Origin of the sequence: Nesterenkonia pannonica (assembly GCF_019575955.1) — a bacterium.
GTDB classification, from domain to species: domain Bacteria; phylum Actinomycetota; class Actinomycetes; order Actinomycetales; family Micrococcaceae; genus Nesterenkonia; species Nesterenkonia pannonica.
In genome coordinates this window covers 565,741-583,236 of the sequence record NZ_CP080575.1, presented here as the reverse complement: position 1 = coordinate 583,236, position 17,496 = coordinate 565,741, and the positions used below count along the sequence as shown (strand labels likewise).

Annotated in this window: 15 protein-coding genes, 9 pseudogenes and 1 riboswitch; of the genes and pseudogenes, 16 read left to right on the top strand and 8 right to left on the bottom strand. The window is 67.6% G+C overall.

What is annotated here, in order from left to right:
- Positions 1-142: 142 nt before the first annotated feature.
- From K0H76_RS04460 to K0H76_RS04390, 15 genes and pseudogenes are all read left to right on the top strand, one after another.
- The gene (locus K0H76_RS04460) at positions 143-541 is read left to right on the top strand and encodes an ABC transporter permease subunit (protein ID WP_258934612.1); all 399 of its coding nucleotides are present in this window, start codon (positions 143-145) and stop codon (positions 539-541) included.
- Between the two features lie 48 nt (positions 542-589).
- Positions 590-1,696, top strand: a complete 1,107-nt coding sequence (locus K0H76_RS04455) for an ABC transporter ATP-binding protein (protein ID WP_258934611.1) — start codon at positions 590-592, stop codon at positions 1,694-1,696.
- Between the two features lie 59 nt (positions 1,697-1,755).
- Positions 1,756-2,100, top strand: a complete 345-nt coding sequence (locus K0H76_RS04450; protein WP_258934610.1) for an HAD hydrolase-like protein — start codon at positions 1,756-1,758, stop codon at positions 2,098-2,100.
- A complete protein-coding gene (locus tag K0H76_RS04445) occupies positions 2,082-2,225 on the top strand; it encodes an HAD-IA family hydrolase (protein ID WP_258934609.1) in 144 nt (47 codons plus the stop codon). The genes K0H76_RS04450 and K0H76_RS04445 overlap by 19 nt, the downstream gene beginning before the upstream one ends.
- A complete protein-coding gene (locus K0H76_RS04440) occupies positions 2,222-2,479 on the top strand; it encodes a hypothetical protein (protein ID WP_258934608.1) in 258 nt (85 codons plus the stop codon). The genes K0H76_RS04445 and K0H76_RS04440 overlap by 4 nt, the downstream gene beginning before the upstream one ends.
- Before the next feature lie 271 nt (positions 2,480-2,750).
- Positions 2,751-3,029 (top strand): hypothetical protein, encoded by a 279-nt coding sequence (locus tag K0H76_RS04435; protein WP_258934607.1) that lies wholly within the window; start codon positions 2,751-2,753, stop codon positions 3,027-3,029.
- Positions 2,999-3,328: a hypothetical protein gene (locus K0H76_RS04430; protein ID WP_258934606.1), complete on the top strand. Its 330-nt coding sequence runs from the start codon at positions 2,999-3,001 to the stop codon at positions 3,326-3,328. The genes K0H76_RS04435 and K0H76_RS04430 overlap by 31 nt, the downstream gene beginning before the upstream one ends.
- 108 nt (positions 3,329-3,436) lie before the next feature.
- Positions 3,437-3,880 (top strand): hypothetical protein, encoded by a 444-nt coding sequence (locus tag K0H76_RS04425; protein WP_258934605.1) that lies wholly within the window; start codon positions 3,437-3,439, stop codon positions 3,878-3,880.
- Entirely contained in the window at positions 3,853-4,062 is a 210-nt protein-coding gene (locus tag K0H76_RS04420; protein ID WP_258934604.1) for a hypothetical protein, read from the top strand. The genes K0H76_RS04425 and K0H76_RS04420 overlap by 28 nt, the downstream gene beginning before the upstream one ends.
- Before the next feature lie 130 nt (positions 4,063-4,192).
- Positions 4,193-4,292: riboswitch (SAM riboswitch) on the top strand.
- Positions 4,293-4,303: 11 nt separating this feature from the next.
- Positions 4,304-5,139, top strand: a pseudogene (locus tag K0H76_RS04415) (ABC transporter ATP-binding protein).
- Between the two features lie 86 nt (positions 5,140-5,225).
- Positions 5,226-6,280, top strand: a pseudogene (locus K0H76_RS04410) (aliphatic sulfonate ABC transporter substrate-binding protein).
- Positions 6,277-7,149, top strand: a pseudogene (locus K0H76_RS04405) (ABC transporter permease). Before K0H76_RS04410 ends, K0H76_RS04405 begins: the two co-directional pseudogenes overlap by 4 nt.
- Before the next feature lie 61 nt (positions 7,150-7,210).
- A pseudogene (locus K0H76_RS04400) lies at positions 7,211-9,232 on the top strand (acetate--CoA ligase).
- A pseudogene (locus K0H76_RS04395) lies at positions 9,229-10,526 on the top strand (O-acetylhomoserine aminocarboxypropyltransferase/cysteine synthase). The pseudogenes K0H76_RS04400 and K0H76_RS04395 overlap by 4 nt, the downstream one beginning before the upstream one ends.
- A pseudogene (locus tag K0H76_RS04390) lies at positions 10,523-11,040 on the top strand (CoA-binding protein). The pseudogenes K0H76_RS04395 and K0H76_RS04390 overlap by 4 nt, the downstream one beginning before the upstream one ends.
- 64 nt (positions 11,041-11,104) lie before the next feature.
- On the opposite strand, the gene K0H76_RS04385 reads toward K0H76_RS04390, so the two are convergent.
- Positions 11,105-11,251, bottom strand: coding sequence for a hypothetical protein (locus K0H76_RS04385; RefSeq protein WP_258934603.1), 147 nt, complete (start codon positions 11,249-11,251; stop codon positions 11,105-11,107).
- Positions 11,252-11,345: 94 nt separating this feature from the next.
- Between K0H76_RS04385 and K0H76_RS04380 the strand changes: the two are divergent.
- Positions 11,346-12,631: pseudogene (locus tag K0H76_RS04380) on the top strand (adenylosuccinate synthase).
- Between the two features lie 22 nt (positions 12,632-12,653).
- On the opposite strand, the pseudogene K0H76_RS04375 reads toward K0H76_RS04380, so the two are convergent.
- The 7 genes and pseudogenes from K0H76_RS04375 to K0H76_RS04345 form a co-directional block, all read right to left on the bottom strand.
- Positions 12,654-13,078 (bottom strand): annotated as a pseudogene (locus tag K0H76_RS04375) (DUF3151 domain-containing protein).
- A gap of 25 nt (positions 13,079-13,103) precedes the next feature.
- Positions 13,104-13,997 carry a phosphonate ABC transporter, permease protein PhnE gene (locus tag K0H76_RS04370; RefSeq protein WP_258934602.1) on the bottom strand — a complete coding sequence of 298 codons (894 nt, stop codon included), beginning with the start codon at positions 13,995-13,997 and terminating at the stop codon, positions 13,104-13,106.
- On the bottom strand, positions 13,994-14,278 hold the full coding sequence (locus tag K0H76_RS04365; RefSeq protein WP_258934601.1) for a hypothetical protein: 285 nt from the start codon (positions 14,276-14,278) through the stop codon (positions 13,994-13,996). Before K0H76_RS04365 ends, K0H76_RS04370 begins: the two co-directional genes overlap by 4 nt.
- Positions 14,279-14,414: 136 nt before the next feature.
- Positions 14,415-14,858 (bottom strand): ABC transporter permease subunit, encoded by a 444-nt coding sequence (locus K0H76_RS04360; RefSeq protein WP_258934600.1) that lies wholly within the window; start codon positions 14,856-14,858, stop codon positions 14,415-14,417.
- Positions 14,859-15,350: 492 nt separating this feature from the next.
- Positions 15,351-16,078, bottom strand: a pseudogene (gene phnC, locus K0H76_RS04355) (phosphonate ABC transporter ATP-binding protein).
- A gap of 336 nt (positions 16,079-16,414) precedes the next feature.
- Entirely contained in the window at positions 16,415-16,714 is a 300-nt protein-coding gene (locus tag K0H76_RS04350) for a phosphate/phosphite/phosphonate ABC transporter substrate-binding protein (protein ID WP_258934599.1), read from the bottom strand.
- Positions 16,606-17,361, bottom strand: a complete 756-nt coding sequence (locus K0H76_RS04345) for a PhnD/SsuA/transferrin family substrate-binding protein (RefSeq protein ID WP_258934598.1) — start codon at positions 17,359-17,361, stop codon at positions 16,606-16,608. Before K0H76_RS04345 ends, K0H76_RS04350 begins: the two co-directional genes overlap by 109 nt.
- Between the last annotated feature and the right edge of the window lie 135 nt (positions 17,362-17,496).

The following is a 17,496-nucleotide window of genomic DNA, read 5'->3' as shown; positions in this document are numbered from 1 at the left end:
CCGCCCATCGCGATCGCCGCCGGGGTGGTGGCGCTGCTGCGCTGGGGCGCTCAGCAGGGCCGCGGCTCCTGGCCAGCGAGGTCAGCCAGTTCATGCAGAGCCCCGACCTGCCCCTCATCCTGGTGGGCACCTATGTGGTCCTGTGCCTGCCCTTCACGTTCCGCTCGATCGACGCGGGGCTGCGCACGATCCCGCTCAAAGCAATGGTGGAGGGCTCAGCGATCCTGGGCTCGAGCACCTGGGGACCATCTGGCGCGTCGTCATCCCCAACATCAGGGGCTCCATGCTCTTCTCCGTCTTCTTCACCACGGCCCTGTGCTTCGGAGAGTTTTCGCTGGCCGCCACCCTGGGCCAGCAGACTGTGCCGGTCTGGCTGTTCGACGTCTCCTCGAACAACTTCCGAGCCTCCATCGCCATTGCCGTTCTCCTGAACCTCGCGACGTGGGCCCTTCTGTTCGTCGCGACCCTCTCCGCCGACCGGTTCTCCCCGGCCGGACGGGCAGCCCGTGCCGAACGCTCCCTACAGAAAGCTGCATCATGACCTCCACCGCCGCCATGCGCAGGCCCGACACAGACCTCCAATGAGGTGGTGCTTCAGGGCATCTCGAAGACCTTCGGCTCGACCCCCGTGCTCCACGGCCTGGACCTCACCATCGGCGCAGGCGAGCTGATCACCGTGCTCGGCCCCTCGGGCTGCGGCAAGACCACCGCCCTGAGGATCCTCGCTGGGTTCGAGAAGCCGACCACGGGCACGGTGCGCGTCGGAGGCCGAGACCTCACGCAGGTGGCCCCCAACCGTCGGGGCATCGGCATGGTCTTCCAGGCCTACAGCCTCTTCCCCAACATGACCGTCCAGGACAATGTCGAGTACGGGCTGCGGGTCCGCAGGATCGACCGGCAGAAGAGGCGCGGCACCGCCCAGGAGATGCTGGAGATGTGCGGACTGGGCGAGTTCGCCTCCCGGTTCCCCGCCCAGCTCTCCGGAGGTCAGCAGCAGCGCGTCGCTCTGGCCAGGGCGCTGGCCACCCAGCCGGAGGTGCTGCTGCTCGATGAGCCGCTCTCCGCCCTGGACGCCACCGTGCGCGTCCAGATCCGCGAAGAGATCAGACGGCTGCAGCAGCAGCTGGGGATCACCACCATGTTCGTCACGCACGACCAGGAGGAGGCCCTGTCCATCGCAGACCGGGTCGCCGTGCTGCGCGACGGCGTGATCGACCAGGTCGACGAGCCGCGTCGGGTGTACCAGTCGCCTACCAACGAGTTCGTCGCCCGGTTCGTCGGATCCGTCACAGAGGTCGGCGTGGAGCCGTCCTTCCGAGGCGGCGAGCTGCCCATCCACTCCCCCTCCGAGCGGCTCGACACACTCTTCGTGCGCCCCGAGGACATCACCCTCGCTCCCGACGAGGAGGGGCAGTCGACCGTGATATCCCAGACCTATACAGGCGAACGCACGATGATCCGTGCCGTCACGCCCGTCGAGGGCCTGGAGATCATATCGTCGGTGTCGGCCGCAGAGGCATCCGATCTCACGCCGGGCTCGCGCGTCACCCCGTACGTGAACTCGGCTCCGGCGCTGCGCGTCGGGGTAGCTCGTCGACCTCCCTCTCCGCCGCATGAGCAGCCACTCCTCCGACCCAGGGACGCGGCCTCCGATCACCGCCCCGCTGAGCATCCGCGCCGGTGGGCTCCGCGCTGACCTGTGCATCCAGGAGCCGTCTTCGACTGCGACGGACTCCTCATGGACTCCGAGGACACGTGGCTGCGCATGCTCAGCAGCTGGCTCAGCGAGCACGGCCGCACCCCGAGGAGGCCGAGCGCTTCCACGGCTTCGCCTCGGCAGACACGGCTGAGCGGCTGGGCGAGCTGACCGGCCTGCCTGCGCAGAGCACCCTGCAGGAGATCAACGCCCGCTACTCCGAGATGCTCTCCGACGGCGTGGAGCTGATGCCGGGAGCGCGCAGGCTGCTCACCGAGCTCGCCGCCTCGGTGCCCACCGCCGTCGCCAGCAACGGGCTGCGCCGCGACGTCCGGACGATGCTCGACAGCGCAGGGCTTCTGCGCTCCCCGGGGCGGTCTGCACGGTGGAGGACGTCGCGGTAAGCAAGCCCGCCCCCGACCTGTACCTCGAGGCCTGCGAGCGGCTCGGCGTGGATCCTGCCGCAACCGCAGCGTTCGAGGACTCCCCGCGGGCGCCCAGGCGGCCGCAGCAGCCGGACTCATCGTGATCAGGGTGAACCAGGACCCGCATCTCGAGCTGCCGTGCCGCTACCGCATCTCCAGCCTGGAGGAGGTCCTCCTCCCGACAGCCGAGCCCGAAGCCCCATCGACGATCAGGAGCACCATGACTGAAGCAGACCCGCAGCAGCAGATCCGGCGCCCTCAGGACACGCTGGCGGACCAGCCCCTGGACCAGCAGCAGGCGGACGGGATGACCCCGAGCAGGCCGTCGAGCAGAAGCTCCGAGAGCTGCGGACCCTGAAGGTCTTCACCTGGAACCTCTGGTTCGGCGGCAGAGAGGTCGACGACTCCGCCGCCAAGCAGGCAGCTGTGCTCGCGGCCGAGGACGCCGACATCGTTCTCCTGCAGGAGTGCTATGGCACCGCAGGCATCCGCCTGGCGCGATCGGCGGGGATGACCGCAGCCCAGCAGGACTTCAACTGTGCTGTGCTCAGCGCCTCCCCATCCGGCTCCTGCAGACCAGCACGGAGCCCTTCGCGACGGCAGCCGCTGTCCAGACGCGTCTCGGCGAGGTGCTGGCCTGGTCCGTCCACCTGGCCTCCTCCGACTACAGCCCGTACCGACGAGATGACCTGCCCCATGCGGCCGAGTCGGTCTTCGCCCAGCCGGGCGAGGCCCAGCGCACCCAGCAGGCGCAGCAGATCCTGGCCGAGACCGATCGGCTCCTCCACGAGCTCGGCGACATGCCGGTCATCATCGCCGGAGACTTCAACGTTCCCTCACCCCTGGACTGGGACGGCTCCCACCGTCCTGCGGCTCAGTGGCCCGCCACGGACGCACTCCTGAAGTAAGCTTCACCGACGCGTTCCGCGCAGTGCATCCCGATCCCGCTCGGGCGCCGGGGCTGACCTGGTCCCAGATCGAGTCCCTGGAGACCGAGCCTCGCGATCGCATCGACTTCATCTTCGCCAGGGGTCTGAACGTGGTCGCAGCGGACCATCTGGGCGGGGCGGCAGACGCGTCCGACACCGCCGCAGATGAGGGCTTCTGCGACTATGGGGGCCCAGCGCGCCACATCCCTGACCAGAGGGGCAACGCCTTTCCGTCCGATCATCTGGCCGTGCGGGCGACGCTCGACCGTCCCTCATGAGTCGACGACCGTGTGAGGAGCATGGACCAGACGCTGAGGCCACACTCAGACAGGTCTGCCACCTTGTGCATGACACACTCCGCATGATGTTCGAGGAGAGGCCGAGCGATGAGCACCACAGACCGCACGACAACGGGTCCTGATCGGGCGACGACGGAGGAGCCGCGGTTCCGCACCGATCCCGCCGAAGAGGATCTCGAAGCCGTGCACGACGACGAGATCACCGTCAACGGCCAGGAGATTCACCTCAACGACATCCGTGACGCCATGAACTCGCACGAAAGCGTGCTCGAATCCGGCGTCTGCTCCATCGGCGACGCGGAAGCTGGCACGATCCCGGTGGCGTTCGTCGTGCTGACGCCCGAGGCGCGCGAGGAGGTCAACGCCACTCGGCTGCCGCCCGACGACGGCTCCCAGACCCGTTCGGTCCCCGGGAGCGCAAGATGGTCGACTCCGTCCAAGCACTGGTCGCCGAGAAGGTCTCCGAGGAAGCCGTGCCGCGGAAGATCATCCCCGTGCTGGACATGCCCAAGGACAAGGAGCACCAGGTGATCAGCCGCGTGCTCGGACGGCTCTACGCAGGCGAAGACCCCGAGGACGTCTCCGACGTGCAGAACCAGAAGTGCCTGGCGTCCATCAAGAAGATCTGCGCAGAGATGGACACCGCCGGGCGGAGGCGAACAGGCAGCACCAGCGCTTCCAAAGGCTGGCCCGTGACCCGCGGACAGCAGTAGCCGACAAGCAGCATGACGTCTGGGGCGGGGCGCGGTCCTCTGCGGGCCGCGCCCCGCCCCAGACGCGCAGTGTGACGTTTGTGACCCGGTTTTTGTGCGCGGACTCGGCTCTGGCGTACAGTCATAGGCGTATCCATCCGGAGCGGCTGAGAGATCTGGCTCGACGACGCCGCAGCAACCACTGCAGAGCTTCTCTGCGGGCTCGGTGCTAATGCCAGGGACGATGGGAGTGAATTCTCGCATGACTGCTTCTGCGACCCTTGAGGCGCCGACCTCGCCTGGGGAGCCCTCCACGCATTCCGCCGCCCCGCAGGCCGCCTTCGACTCGCTGAACGTCCGGTTCGCCGGTGTGGGTCGCAGCTTCGGCGGCCGCCCCGTGCTCCGCGACATCAGCCTGGAGATCGCCCCCGGCGAGGTCCTCGCGATCCTGGGGACCTCAGGCTGCGGCAAATCCACCCTGCTCCGCGCCCTGGCGGGTCTCGACACCGGCTTCACCGGTGAGCTGACCATCGCGGGAAGCCCGTGCAGCCCTATGACGACCGCACCGCCGTCGGATTCCAGGAGCCTCGCCTGCTCCTGGCGCTCGGTGCGCAGGAACATTGAGCTCGGACTGCCCCGCGAGCTGTCCAAGGCCGAGGGCAGGGCCCGGGTCGACGAGCTGCTGGAGCTGGTCGGGCTCGCCGAGCGCGCGCATCTGAAGCCCCGGGAGATCTCCGGGGCATGGCCCAGCGGGCCTCGCTGGCCCGCGCCCTGGCACGCCGGCCCGGCGTTCTCCTGCTCGACGAGCCCTTCGGCGCACTCGATGCCCTCACCCGGCTCAAGATGCAGGATCTGCTCCTGGACATCCACGCCCAGACAGGGACGACGGTGCTCCTGGTCACCCACGACGTCGACGAGTCTCTGCAGCTGGCCGACCGGATTCTTCTGCTGGGCAAGGACGACGGCGCCGCGGCCGAGGGAGCCACCGCCAAGCGGCTGCTGACCGTGCCGGGACGCCGCCCCCGCGATCGAGCCTCCGCCGACCTGGCCGAGCTGAAGTCGCAGCTGTACGCAGGCCTCGGCGTCGACGCCCACTGACCCCGCCCGCACACCCCTCTGCATTCTTTGGGCCTGCCTCGCACAGGTCCGCCCACCTCGCCGAACGACACTTTGAAAGGCTCCCCATGCCCACCTCCTTCTCCCGCTCCGCCGCCTCCGTCACCGCCGTCGGGACAGCCGCCCTGCTCGCCCTGTCCGCCTGCGGCGATGATGCAGACGGGGAGCTGGACACCCTGAACATCGACTTCGCCACCTACAACCCGCTGTCCCTGGTGATCCTGGAGCACGGCTGGCTTGAGGAGGAGCTGGAGGAGATCGGCACCGACGTGCAGTGGATCCAGTCCCACGGCTCCAACCAGGCGAACGAGTACCTCCGCGCCGATGAGCTGCACGTCGGCTCGACCGCAGGCTCCGCCGCCCTGCTGAACCGCTCCGTCGGCGCCGACACGCACACCTTCTACGTGGAGTCGCAGCCTGAGTGGTCCGCACTGGTCACCAGTGAAGACTCCGACATCGAGAGCGTGGAGGACCTCGAGGGCGCCTCCGTGGCGGCGACGCTGGCCACCGACCCGTTCTTCTTCCTCGCCCGTTCGCTGGACGAGGCGGGCCTCTCCCTCGACGACATTGAGGTTCAGGCCCTGCAGCACGCAGACGGCCGTCAGGCCTTGGAGAACGGCGACGTCGATGCCTGGGTAAGCCTGGACCCGATCATGGGCGACGCCGAGCTCGGCGGAGCCGAGCTGTTCTCCCGGGAGGTCGACTTCAACACCTACTCCACCGTCAACGCGACCGGAGACTTCCTGGAGAACCACCCGGAGGTCGCTCAGACGGTCGTCAACGTGTACGAGCAGGCCCGGCAGTGGGCCGAGGAGAACCCCAGGAGACCGCGGAGATCCTCGCCGAGTACGCAAGCATCGATCTCGACGTCGCAGAGCTGGTGATCGCCGACCGCGTGAACTTCGACATCAGCCCGGTGCCGGGCGAAGACCTGCGCGCCGCCCTGGAGCCGGTGGGCCCCTTCTTCGTCGAGACCGGCGACGTCGACTCCGAGGAGCAGGTCGACGAGGCCCTCGAGGACCTCTTCTGGCCCGAGTACGCGGAAGCGGCTGAGGCCACCGATGCTGAGGGCACTGACGACGCAGCCGAGCAGGCGGAGATTCAGGAGGACGAGGACGCATGAGCCCGGCCCCCACCGAGCACACGCCTCCTGCGGCTGCGAGCACCGCCGGGTTCGCAGCCGCGCCCGCGCTTACCACGGCTGATCAGGGGTCGAAGCCGTCGCGCTCCCGCTCCGGCCTCAACGGGGCCTCAAGGGTCCTTGTCGGCGCGATCGTCCCGGTGGCGCTCGTCGCCCTGTGGTGGCTGGTCACGGACGCCCTGGGGATCTTCACCCCCATTCAGCTGCCCTCCCCGTCGCTGTCGTCGAAGCCGGTCAGGCTCTGCTGGAGTCCGGCGCCCTCGCAGGCCATATCGGCATCTCCGTGCAGCGTGTGCTGGTCGGCTTCGCCCTCGGCGCCGGGGCGGGACTGGTGCTCGGCTCGCTGCTGGGCCTGTCCCGAGCGGCCGATGCGCTGCTGCACCCCACTGTCGGGGCCTTCCGTGCCGTGCCGTCCCTGGCATGGGTGCCCCTGATCCTGCTCTGGATCGGCATCGGTGAGGACGGAAAATACCTGCTCATCGCCATCGGCGCCTTCTTCCCCGTCTTCACCTCGGTGCACTCGGCGCTCCGCCACGTGGACGCCCAGCTGGTGGAGTAAGCCGCGCCTTCGGGTTCCACGGAGTGCGTCTGCTGGCGACCGTCCAGCTGCCCGCCGTCGTGCCCCGGTGTTCTCCGGGCTGCGGCTGGCGCTGGCACAGTCCTGGCTGTTCCTGGTGGCCGCTGAGCTGCTCGCCGCGGCCGAAGGGCTGGGCTTCCTGCTCACGGAGTCGCAGAGCAACGGTCGCGTGGACCGGCTGCTGCTCGCCATCGTGCTGCTGGCCGTCCTGGGCAAAACAACAGATGCGCTGCTCGGCCTGGTCGAGCGCAAAGCGCTCAAGACCTGGGCCTGAGCCGAAGGAGGCCGCACATGCCGGACGCTGCCCGCACTCACCACCACCCCTCTCTGCCGATGTGCTCTCGTGGCCCGAGCCCTCCTCCGAGGCGGAGCGCCTCGCGCACTGGGAGCGTGCGGCCGGACTCCTCGAGTGGGACACCGGCTGGCATACCTTGCGCACATGGGAGCCGCCGAACCCGGAGACCCGACGGGGTCCTTCGATGCGCTGGTTCGAAGGCGGCAGGCTCAACGCGGCGGTCAACTGCGTGGACCGTCACGTGGACGCCGGACGCGGGGACACCGTCGCCCTGCACTTCGAGGGTGAGCCCGGCGACCGGGAGACGGTGACCTACGCGGAGCTTCAGCGCCGCGTCTGCCGGGCGGCCAACGCTCTGGAGGCCCTCGGCGTAGGCCACGGCGACCGGGTGGTCATCTACCTCCCGGTGCTGGTGGAGACGATTGTCATCACCCTCGCCTGCGCCCGCATCGGCGCGGTGCACCAGCTGGTCTTCGGCGGATTCTCGGCCCAGGCCCTGCGCTTCCGGGTGGAGGACACCGGGGCGAAGCTGCTGGTCACCACGGACGGCCAATACCGCCGCGGTCAGGCTGTGCCGGTCAAAGAGAACGCCGACGCCGCCGTGGAGGGTCTCACCCTGGGCGGCGGCGGCGCGGTGGAGCACGTGCTGGTGCTGCGACGCACCGGCTCCGAGATCAGCTGGGACAGCACCGACCTCAGCGGCGACGGCCTGGGCCGCGACGTGTGGTGGCACGACGTCGTCGACGCCGCGTCGGACCAGCACGAGGCTCCCATGTTCGATGCGGAGAACGAGCTGTTCATCATGTACACCTCAGGCACCACCGGCAGGCCCAAGGGCCTGGTGCACACCACGGCCGGGTATCTCACCGGCAGCCTCTACTCCTATCTGCGCCTCTTCGCCCACCCGGACCCGGCCGAGCGCGAGCATGACGTGCACTGGTGCACCGCCGACCTGGCATGGGTCACCGCCCACACCTACGAGATGTACGGGCCGCTGGCCATGGCGCCGCCCAGGTGATCTACGAGGGTGTGCCGAATGCGCCCCACCCGAGTAGGCACTTCGAGATCATCCAGCGGCACCGCGTGACCAGCTACTACACGGCCCCCACGCTGGTCCGCTCGCTGATGGGCTGGTGGCCCGACGGCATCCCGGCCGAGTACGACCTCTCCTCGGTGCGGCTCATGCCGCACGGTGGGCGAGGCGGTGAACCCGGAGGCATGGTCCTGGCTGCGCAGCCAGATCGGACGGGACACGTCTGACGCGGTAAGCAGGCCCGCGCTGCCGATGGTCGACACGTGGTGGCAGTCGGAGTCCGGCTCAGCAGTCCTCTCCCCAGACCCGACGACACCTCCTTCAAGCCGGGCTCCGCGACCCGTCCCCTGCCGGGCTGGGGCGCGAGGGTCGTGGACCAGGACAGCCAGCCCGTCGCCCCGGAGTTCAGGGAAGCATCGTGGTCACCGAATTCGGACCTTCGATGGCGCGCGGCGTATGGGGAGATCCGGAGCGCTTCTACACCTCGTACTGGGAGGCGCACGTCGACCAGGGATGGTTCCTCGCGGCGACGGCGCCAAGCAGGATGAGGACGGAGACGTCTGGATCCTGGGACGCATCGACGATGCGATCAATGTGTCGGGCCATCTCCTCTCCACCATCGAGATCGAGTCGGCTCTGATCTCCCACCCCGATGTGATCGAGGCCGGAGTGGCGCCCTGCCACGACGAGAAGACCGGCCACGCGGCAGTTGCCTTCACCGTCCTCAGCGAAGCCGCGTCCTCCCGCCTGGCGGCCGACCCCGACGCCGAGGCCGATCTCGCCTCACTCCTTCGCGAGCATGTGGCGACGGTGATCGGCCCCGTCGCGAAGCCGCGCACCGTCATTCCGGTCCCCGACGTCCCCAAGACCCGGTCGGGCAAGATCATGCGCCGACTGCTCGCCCAGCTGCACGACGGCGACCGGCTCGGCGACACCACCAGCCTGCAGAACGAACCATGCGTGCCGCAGATCGCCGAGATCTGCGCAGCACGCAGCACGGCACCACCAAGGAAAGAGGCAACACGATGAGCAGCGACCGCCAGTTCGGATTCCGCACCCGCGCCCTGCACGCAGGCGCCGTCCCCGACGCCACGTACGGCACACGTGCAGTGCCGATCCACCAGTCCACCAGCTTCGTCTTCAAGGACAGCGACGATGCGGCGAACCTCTTCGCCCTGCAGAAGTTCGGCAACATCTACTCCCGCATCAGCAACCCCACTGTGGCGGCCCTGGAGGAGCGCATGGCATCCCTGGAGGGCGGCATCGGCGCCGTGGCCACCGCCTCGGGAATGTCGGCGGAGTTCCTCGTCTTCGCCGCCCTGTGCCAGCAGGAGACCACATCGTGGCCAGCTCCAAGCTCTACGGCGGCACGATCACCCAGCTCGACGTCTCGCTGCGGCGGTTCGGCATCGAGACCACGTTCGTGAACTCGGACGAGGCGGCAGACTTCAAGGCGGCCCTGCAGCCGAACACCAAGCTCATCTTCACCGAGGTCGTCTCCAACCCCAGCTCAGACGTCGTGGACCTCCCCGGCGTGGCTGACGTCGCCCACGAGCACGGGATCCCGCTCGTCGTCGACTCCACGCTCACCACCCCTACCTGCTGCGGCCGATCGAGCACGGAGCGGACATCGTCACCCACTCGGTGACGAAGTTCCTCGGCGGGCACGGCACCACACTTGGAGGGTGATCGTCGAAGCTAAGCACGTTCCCGTGGAACAACGGAAACTTCCCCAGATGACCGAGGAGGTGGCCTCCTACGGCGGCCTCTCCTGGTGGGGCAACTTCGCCGAGTACGGATTCCTGACCAAGATCCGCGCCGAGCAGCTCCGCGACTTCGGCCCCTCCCTGACGCCGCAGGCTGCCTTCCAGCTGATCCAGGGCGTCGAGACCCTCCCCAGCGCATGGAGGAGCACGTGGCCAACGCCCAGACGGTCGCCGAGTGGCTCAATGCTGACCCGCGCGTGGACTACGTCAACCACGCAAGCCTGCCCGAGCACCGGCACCACAGCCGAGGCAAGGAGCTCCTGCCGAAGGGGCTCGGCGCAGTCTTCAGCTTCGGCATAGTAAGCGGCAGGGCCAACGGCAAGCGGTTCATCGAGTCGCTGCAGCTGGCCTCGCACCTGGCCAACGTCGGCGATGCGCGCACCCTCGTGCTGCACCCTGCATCCACCACCCACCAGCAGCTCTCGGAGGAGCAGCTGGTCGTAAACGGAATTCCCGATGACCTGATCAGGATTTCTGTGGGCCTCGAAGACGTTGAAGACATCATCTGGGACCTCGACCAGGCCCTGGAGACGGCGACCAAGGGAGAGAACTCATGAGCACCAGCACTGTTGAGCACCCGAACGGCGTGTGGGAGGAGCCGGGTCCGGCGCGTCGGCTTCAGCTGCTGCGCGCGGCGAAGTCCGTGGCGATCGTGGGCATGTCAATAAGCCCTCCCGGGCCAGCCACTTCGTGGCCACCTACCTGCAGTCCGACTCCAGCTACAGGCTCTACTGGGTGAACCCGGCCCTGGTGGGCAAGACAGTCCTAGGGGAGCCCGGCTACGGGTCCCTGCAGGACCTGCCCGAGTCGCCGGACATCGTCGTCGCCTTCCGCAAGCCGGAGGATCTGCCGGACCTTGCCCGCGACGCCGCAGAGGCGGGGGCGCAGACCCTGTGGGTGCAGCTGGGGATCCATTCGGAGGAGGCCATGCAGACGGCCACCGATCTGGGCCTGAGCGCGGTGCAGAACCGGTGCGTGAAGATCGAGCACGGCCGCTTCCACGGCAACCTTCACCTCGGCGGCTTCGACACCGGTGTGATCAGCGCCAAGAGGCAGCTCAGGGACGCCTAGCTCCCTCCACGCACGCAGTCTGGGAAGGGGCCCTGCCGCTCGGAGGAGCGCGGGGCTCCTTTCCTCACTGAGGCGCCCTGCTCCGACGGGCGAAGACCCACCTGATCAGCTTCACCGCACCGAGGATCAGCAGCACCTTCGGCATCGCAAATTTCGCCAGCACGCGTGCTTTGAGGAATGTGACGGCCATCTTCTTCAGCGCTGCAACCATGTCGCCGACCCTAGCCAGGGCCCCTGAGCGGTTCCTCAAAGCCTGGTTGGTAGACTCCTGACGGCCAGTTCACCAGTTTTCAAGGAGCCCCGCTATGCCCGCCATTGTCATCGTCGGCGCCCAATGGGGCGACGAAGGGAAGGGCAAAGCTACTGACGTGCTCGGCTCCCGTGTCGACTACGTCGTCAAGCCCAATGGGGGCAACAACGCCGGGCACACGGTGGTGGTCGGCGGGGAGAAGTTCGAGCTGAAGCTCCTGCCTGCGGGCATCCTCTCCCCAATGCGGTCCCGGTGATCGGCAACGGCGTGGTCGTGAACCTCGAGGCGCTGTTCGAGGAGATCGAGGGGCTGGAGGCCCGCGGCGCAGACACCTCCAAGCTGAGGATCAGCGCCAACGCGCACCTGGTGGCGCCGTACCACCAGACCATGGACAAAGTCACCGAGCGCTTCCTCGGCAAGCGCGCCATCGGCACCACCGGCCGGGGCATCGGCCCGACCTACATGGACAAGGTCGGACGGCTGGGCATCCGCGTCCAGGACATCTTCGACGAGTCCATCCTGCGTCAGAAGATCGAAGGGGCGCTGCGCCAGAAGAACGAGCTGCTGGTGAAGCTCTACAACCGCAGGGCGGTGGAGGTCGACGAGATCGTCGAGTACTTCCTGAGCTTCGCTGAGCGTCTGCGCCCCATGGTCGTCGACGCCACGAACCTTCTCAACGATGCGCTGGACGAGGGCAAAGTGGTGCTCATGGAGGGCGGCCAGGCCACCTTCCTGGATGTGGACCACGGCACTTACCCGTTTGTCACCTCGTCGAACCCGACCGCGGGCGGGGCCTCAGTGGGCTCGGGGATCGGCCCCACCCGCATCGACCGGTCCATCGGAATCATCAAGGCCTACACCACGCGTGTGGGCGCTGGCCCGTTCCCCACCGAGCTCTTCGACGAGTGGGGCGAGTACCTGCAGAAGACCGGCGGCGAGTTCGGTGTAAACACGGGCCGTCCTCGACGGTGCGGCTGGTACGACGCTGTGATGGCCAAGTACGCCGCACGCATCAACGGCTTCACGGACTACTTCCTCACCAAGCTCGATGTGCTCACCAACATCGAGTCGATCCCGGTCTGCGTGGCCTACGACGTCGACGGCGTGCGGCACGACCAGATGCCGATGACCCAGACCGAGCTGCACCACGCCACGCCCATCTTCGAGCACTTCGACGGGTGGACCGAGGACATCACCGGCGCCCGGACCATGGATGAGCTTCCTGAGAACGCTCAGGCCTACGTGCGGGCCCTGGAGAGCCTCTCCGGCACCCGCTTCTCAGCGATCGGTGTGGGCCCGGGCCGGGACCAGGTGGTTCAGATCCACGACCTGATCACCTGATCCTCGGAGCGCAGCGCCGCCGTCATCGGCGGATGGCTGCGATCTTCTCCTTCGCGGTGGGGTCGCAGTCGTCCAGCAGGTTGTTGATCCGCACGACCTCCGGCTCCTCTCCGATCGCGGCCGCGGCCTGACCGAGGGAGTAGAGGGCCCGGAGGAAGCCGTGGTTGGGCTCGTGGCTGTGGGGACCGGGCCGGTTCCCTTCCAGCCGTTCTGGCGCAGGGAGTCCAGGCCGCGGTGGTAGCCCACACGCGCGTATGCATAGCCCTCCACGGTGTATCCGCCGTCCAGGGCGTCCTCGGCCAGCAGCGCCCACACCAAGGATGAGGTGGGGTGCTTGGCGGCGAGGTCCACCGGCTCCTCGTAGGCGGCCAGCGACTCAGTCACCTCCGGCTCGGGAGGCAGCAGAGTGGGTTCAGGCTCCATCAGGTTCTTGCCAAGCATAGACATGGGCCCAGCCTAACGGTGAAGCGGCTCAGATCCGCACGGCGGCCGCCTGCGAGGTGTCCGGGGCGGCGCCGTCCCCGGGCTTTGCGCTCTTCCTCTGCCTCACTTTGGCGCCGTGGATCACCCGGTGCCGGACGAACCCGGAGATCTGATCCACCGCCATGGTGATCACAATGATCACGAAGAGGGTGATGCCGATGGCTTCCCAGTCGTAGGGGCGCTGACCGAACAGGCCGTTGGGCGGACTGATCAGCCGCCCGATGCCCCCGGCGCCCAGGGCGCCCAGGATGGCTGAGGCACGGATGTTGACCTCGAAGCGGTACAGCCAGATGGCCAGCACCTCTGGCAGGACCTGAGGCAGCACCGCCCAGCGGATCCGCTGGACATGGGTCGCTCCAGCGGCCGTCGACGCCTCCAGGGGCCGGGGTCCACGCCTTCGATGGCTTCGGAGATCAGTTTGGAGAGGGTCCCGATGCTGCTGATGCCCAGCGCGAAGGCGCTTACCATCGCCCCGCCCATCTGCGCCGGACCGACCCCAGCAGGGGATGAATATGGCCACGGCGAACACCAGCTCGGGCACCGCACGGATGACCGAGAGGATGAAGCGCATGGGGATGTAGATCGACAGGGGCGTCATGTTTCTCGCCGCCAGGATCCCGCAGGGCAGGGAGAACAGGGCCCCGACTACTGTGCCGACCCAGGCGATGGCCACGGACTCCAGCATGGCGTCGAAGGCGAGCGACCAGTCCTCGCGCGCCTCCTCGTCAGGGACCTGAGCCACCCCGCCGACCATCTGCACGCTGAACTCCCAGATGCGCGCAGGCATGTCCAGCAGGGCAGACAGCGTCATCCCCGTCCCAGCGGCCGAGGAGATGAATACTGCTCCGACCAGCAGCAGCGCCATAGTGTACCAGAACTTCACGGGCCTGACCGGCCGCTCATCGAGGCGATCGGGGCGAAGCCCGCACCTCCTGCGGAGAGGCGCCGCTGCTCCTGCCTCTGCTGCGTGGCGGTGCTCGCATACGCCAGGCCGTAGATGCCCACCCCGAGGGCCGCAACGGCGCCGCAGAGGGCGAAGCCCCACAGACCGCGGAGCAGCACGTCAGATGATTCGGCGGCAGCCGAGTAGGTCAGCAGAAAGCTGCCTGCAGCCAGCAGCAGCGCACCGGCCACGGCTGCGATGATCTTGTGTCCGTGACTCACAGCAGCTTCCTCCGGATCCACAGCGAGAACAGGTCCACCATCAGGACCACGGCGACCAGTGCCCAGAGGATCGCCCCACGTTGTCGTAGCCCTGGGACATGCGTCCGATCTGCTTAGCTCAGCTCCCCGCCGATGCTTAAGCTACGCCGACCACGCCGAGGGCAGCTGAGGCCCTGATGTTCAGCTCGAACACATACAGGCTGTACGAGATGAAGCTCGGCATGACCGCCGGGAGGACGGCGACGCGGTCGCGCTGCATCAGGTTCGCACCCGTCGCGTCGGCGGCTTCCAGCGGCCCGGGGTCGACCGAGTCGATGGACTCGCCGAGCAGCTTCGCGACGATGCCGATGTTGAACATGATCAGGGCGAGGACTGCGGCGAGGGCGCCGAATCCGTAGGCGGTGCTTCCGATGAATGCGGCGAAGAGCAGTGCCCAGGCAACATCGGGGATCGAACGGACGATCGAGTTGAGGCCCTTGATGCCCTGGCTGCTGAAGCGGTTGGGGCTGGAGACCGGCGAGGCCAGCATCGCCAGGAGAAGTCCGATGAAGCATCCGATGATGGTGGCCACGACCGCCATGCACAGCGTGATCAGCCACTCCCCAGATCGGGCGGGAGGTTCCGGCGACGTTGGAGAGCAGCAGGTAGGACCAGTCCGGGCTGAAGTATCCCAGCAGCTGATCACGGGTGCTGCCTCCCGTCAGGCGGCCCGGCAGCTCGGCGATCCTGTCGAGGAAGTAGATGCTGGAGTAAGCCCAGTAGCTGATGATGACGAATGTCAGCGCCCCGAAGGCTCCCATGGGGCCCACGCGCGTCAGCCAGCAGAGCGCCAGGACCCCGAGCATCGTCAGGAAGCCGATGAGCGGCCACTGGGGCGCCCACAGGGTGGTGAAGCCCAGGGGCAGAAAGAGCACGCCGGTGGACTCACGGGTCCACCAGAAGAAGGCGAAGGCCAGAACGGCGACGCCGACGAGCATCAGGTAGTTGGCCAGCGGCGGCTTGGGAGGCGCCGGGCGGGGCGCCGGCTGGGAGGCGGTCCTGGCCGCAGCCGGGTCGGCGACTGCTGTCACGCTCAGGACTCTCCGGTCCGTCCCGCGGCGGCGACCTCGGCGGTCTCATCGGAGGGCTTCTCGGCGGCTGCCTCCTCCTGGGAGAGGGAGCGCTGATAGACCTCCTCGATCACCGCGTCGGTCGCCTCCTCAGTGGGACCGTCGAACACGACTTCGCCGTTGCGCATCCCGACGATCCGGTCGGCGTAGTCGCGGGCGAGGTCGAGGTGGTGCATGTTGACGATGCAGGTGATGCCGAGCTCGCGCTGGATGCGGCGGAGGTCTCCGAGGACTTTGCGAGCCGTGGGCGGGTCCAGCGATGCGACCGGCTCGTCGGCCAGGATCAGCTCCGGATCCTGGGCGAGCACCCGCGCGATCGCCACCCTCTGCTGCTGCCCTCCGGACAGGGCCGATGCCCGGCTGTAGGCCTTGTCGACGATTCCCACCCGCTCCAGGGACTGGAATGCGACTTCCTTGTCCTCGTGCCCGTACCAGCCGAGCAGCGAGCGCCAGGTGGGGTGACGGACGAGCGTCCGATCAGCACATTGTTGAGAACAGTGATGCGGCCGACGTTGTTGAACTGCTGGAAGATCATGCCGACCCGGGACCGCAGTCTCCGCAGCTTGGACTTGTTCTTCGGGTCCACCACCGTCTCACCGACCGTCAGGGTGCCTCCGGTGTAGGGCACCAGACCGTTGACCGCCCGGATGAGAGTCGATTTTCCCGCCCCGGAGAGGCCGATGATGGCCACGAACTCGCCCTGGCCGATCTCAGGCTGATGTCGTTCAGGCCTCTGAAGCCGTTCGGATAGACGACATCGACGTTCTCAAACTTGATCATAATGAAAAGTTCCTGACGGCCGTGGTGCAGGCCGCGGCCCTGTGCCGCAGCCCACACCCCAGCATGCCAGAGAATTCCTCTCAGCTCAGAAAGGCCTCAGGGTCACTCGCCTAAGCTTCGTCGCCGAAGTCGTTGTAGACCTCACGGGCCACGTCGAGGGCCTCCTCGTCGGCAGGCGTCAGTCCGTTGATCTCGTAGACGTCGTAGAGCGGGTCTCCCTCGTCCAGGTCGCCGGACTCAGCGAAGCTCAGCCACGCGTCCTCAAGCGTCTGGAGCTCTTCGTCGGTGAACTCGTTGGACGCGACGATGCCGTCGTTGGGGATCGGTAGGCCCAGGCGAACACCACGAGCTCATCGCCGACGTCAGGGTTGTCGTCGACCACGTTGGTGCGTGCGTCGTCGAACGAGGTGCCGATCTCGAACTCGCCGTTGTAGACGTTCAGCACAGCATCGTCATGGCCGCCTGCGAACTGCGGGTCCACCTCGACGCCGAGATCATTGAGCTGGGTCTGCGGGAAGTAGAAGCCCGATGCGGAGCCCTCCTCCACGTAGGCGACGGGGTGCCGTCCTCGATCTGGGCCAAGGAGTCCTCACCCATGGGACCGTAGTCGGCAAGCTCGCCGGAGTCCTCGTCGTAGATCCCGTTGCAGAACATGTAGCCGTCCTCATTGGCGACCGGCTCGTCCTCGCAGTAGGTGTCGGGGTCGTTCGTGAACCACTGGGTCACGTACGTGTCCGCGCCGTAACGGATCGACTGGAGGATCAGGGTGCCCTCGGCCTCGTCCTCGGCCTGAATCATGCCGATGGGGCCGGACATCACCAGCTGCACGTCGCCGGACTGCATGCCCTGGATGACGCCGAGGTAGGAGTCTGCGAAGAACAGGTCGACCTCGAAGCCCCCGAGCGCCTCGGAGAGCTGGTCCGCCAGCGCCTCAGCGTTCTCCTCCTCCGCCTGTGTGGCGGAGTCGGTGGCAGGGACCAGGCCGATGGTGATGCTGTCCACCGACTCGATCTCAGCGCAAGCTTCCCCGTCGGCCTCTTCGCCGTTCTCGGCGCCCTCTCCGGCGTCCTCCTCAGTCTGGTCCTCAGCGTCATCGTCGCCGGTGTCGATGTCACCTTCGTCTCCGGCGCACGCGGCCAGTGAGAGGGTCAGCACAGATGCCAGCGCGAAGGCTGACGTGGTGTTCAAGCGCATGCGAACGTCCTTAGTCCATAGATCCAGGTGCAAGTGCGGAACTCTGAGCCCGGCCAGCCGAAATGGTGATCTGCGGCACGGAGGTCCGATGCTCACTCTATGGGCGCGCTGAGCGGCCCCTCAACTTGTAACCCG

Excerpts from the sequence above, each read along its gene's own strand:
- K0H76_RS04360 (WP_258934600.1), bottom strand. The coding sequence starts at position 14,858 with ATGGCGGTCGTGGCCACCATCATCGGATGCTTCATCGGACTTCTCCTG.
- K0H76_RS04385 (WP_258934603.1), bottom strand. The coding sequence starts at position 11,251 with ATGGTTGCAGCGCTGAAGAAGATGGCCGTCACATTCCTCAAAGCACGC.
- K0H76_RS04345 (WP_258934598.1), bottom strand. The coding sequence starts at position 17,361 with ATGCGCTTGAACACCACGTCAGCCTTCGCGCTGGCATCTGTGCTGACC.
- K0H76_RS04420 (WP_258934604.1), top strand. The coding sequence starts at position 3,853 with ATGCCCAAGGACAAGGAGCACCAGGTGATCAGCCGCGTGCTCGGACGG.
- K0H76_RS04425 (WP_258934605.1), top strand. The coding sequence starts at position 3,437 with ATGAGCACCACAGACCGCACGACAACGGGTCCTGATCGGGCGACGACG.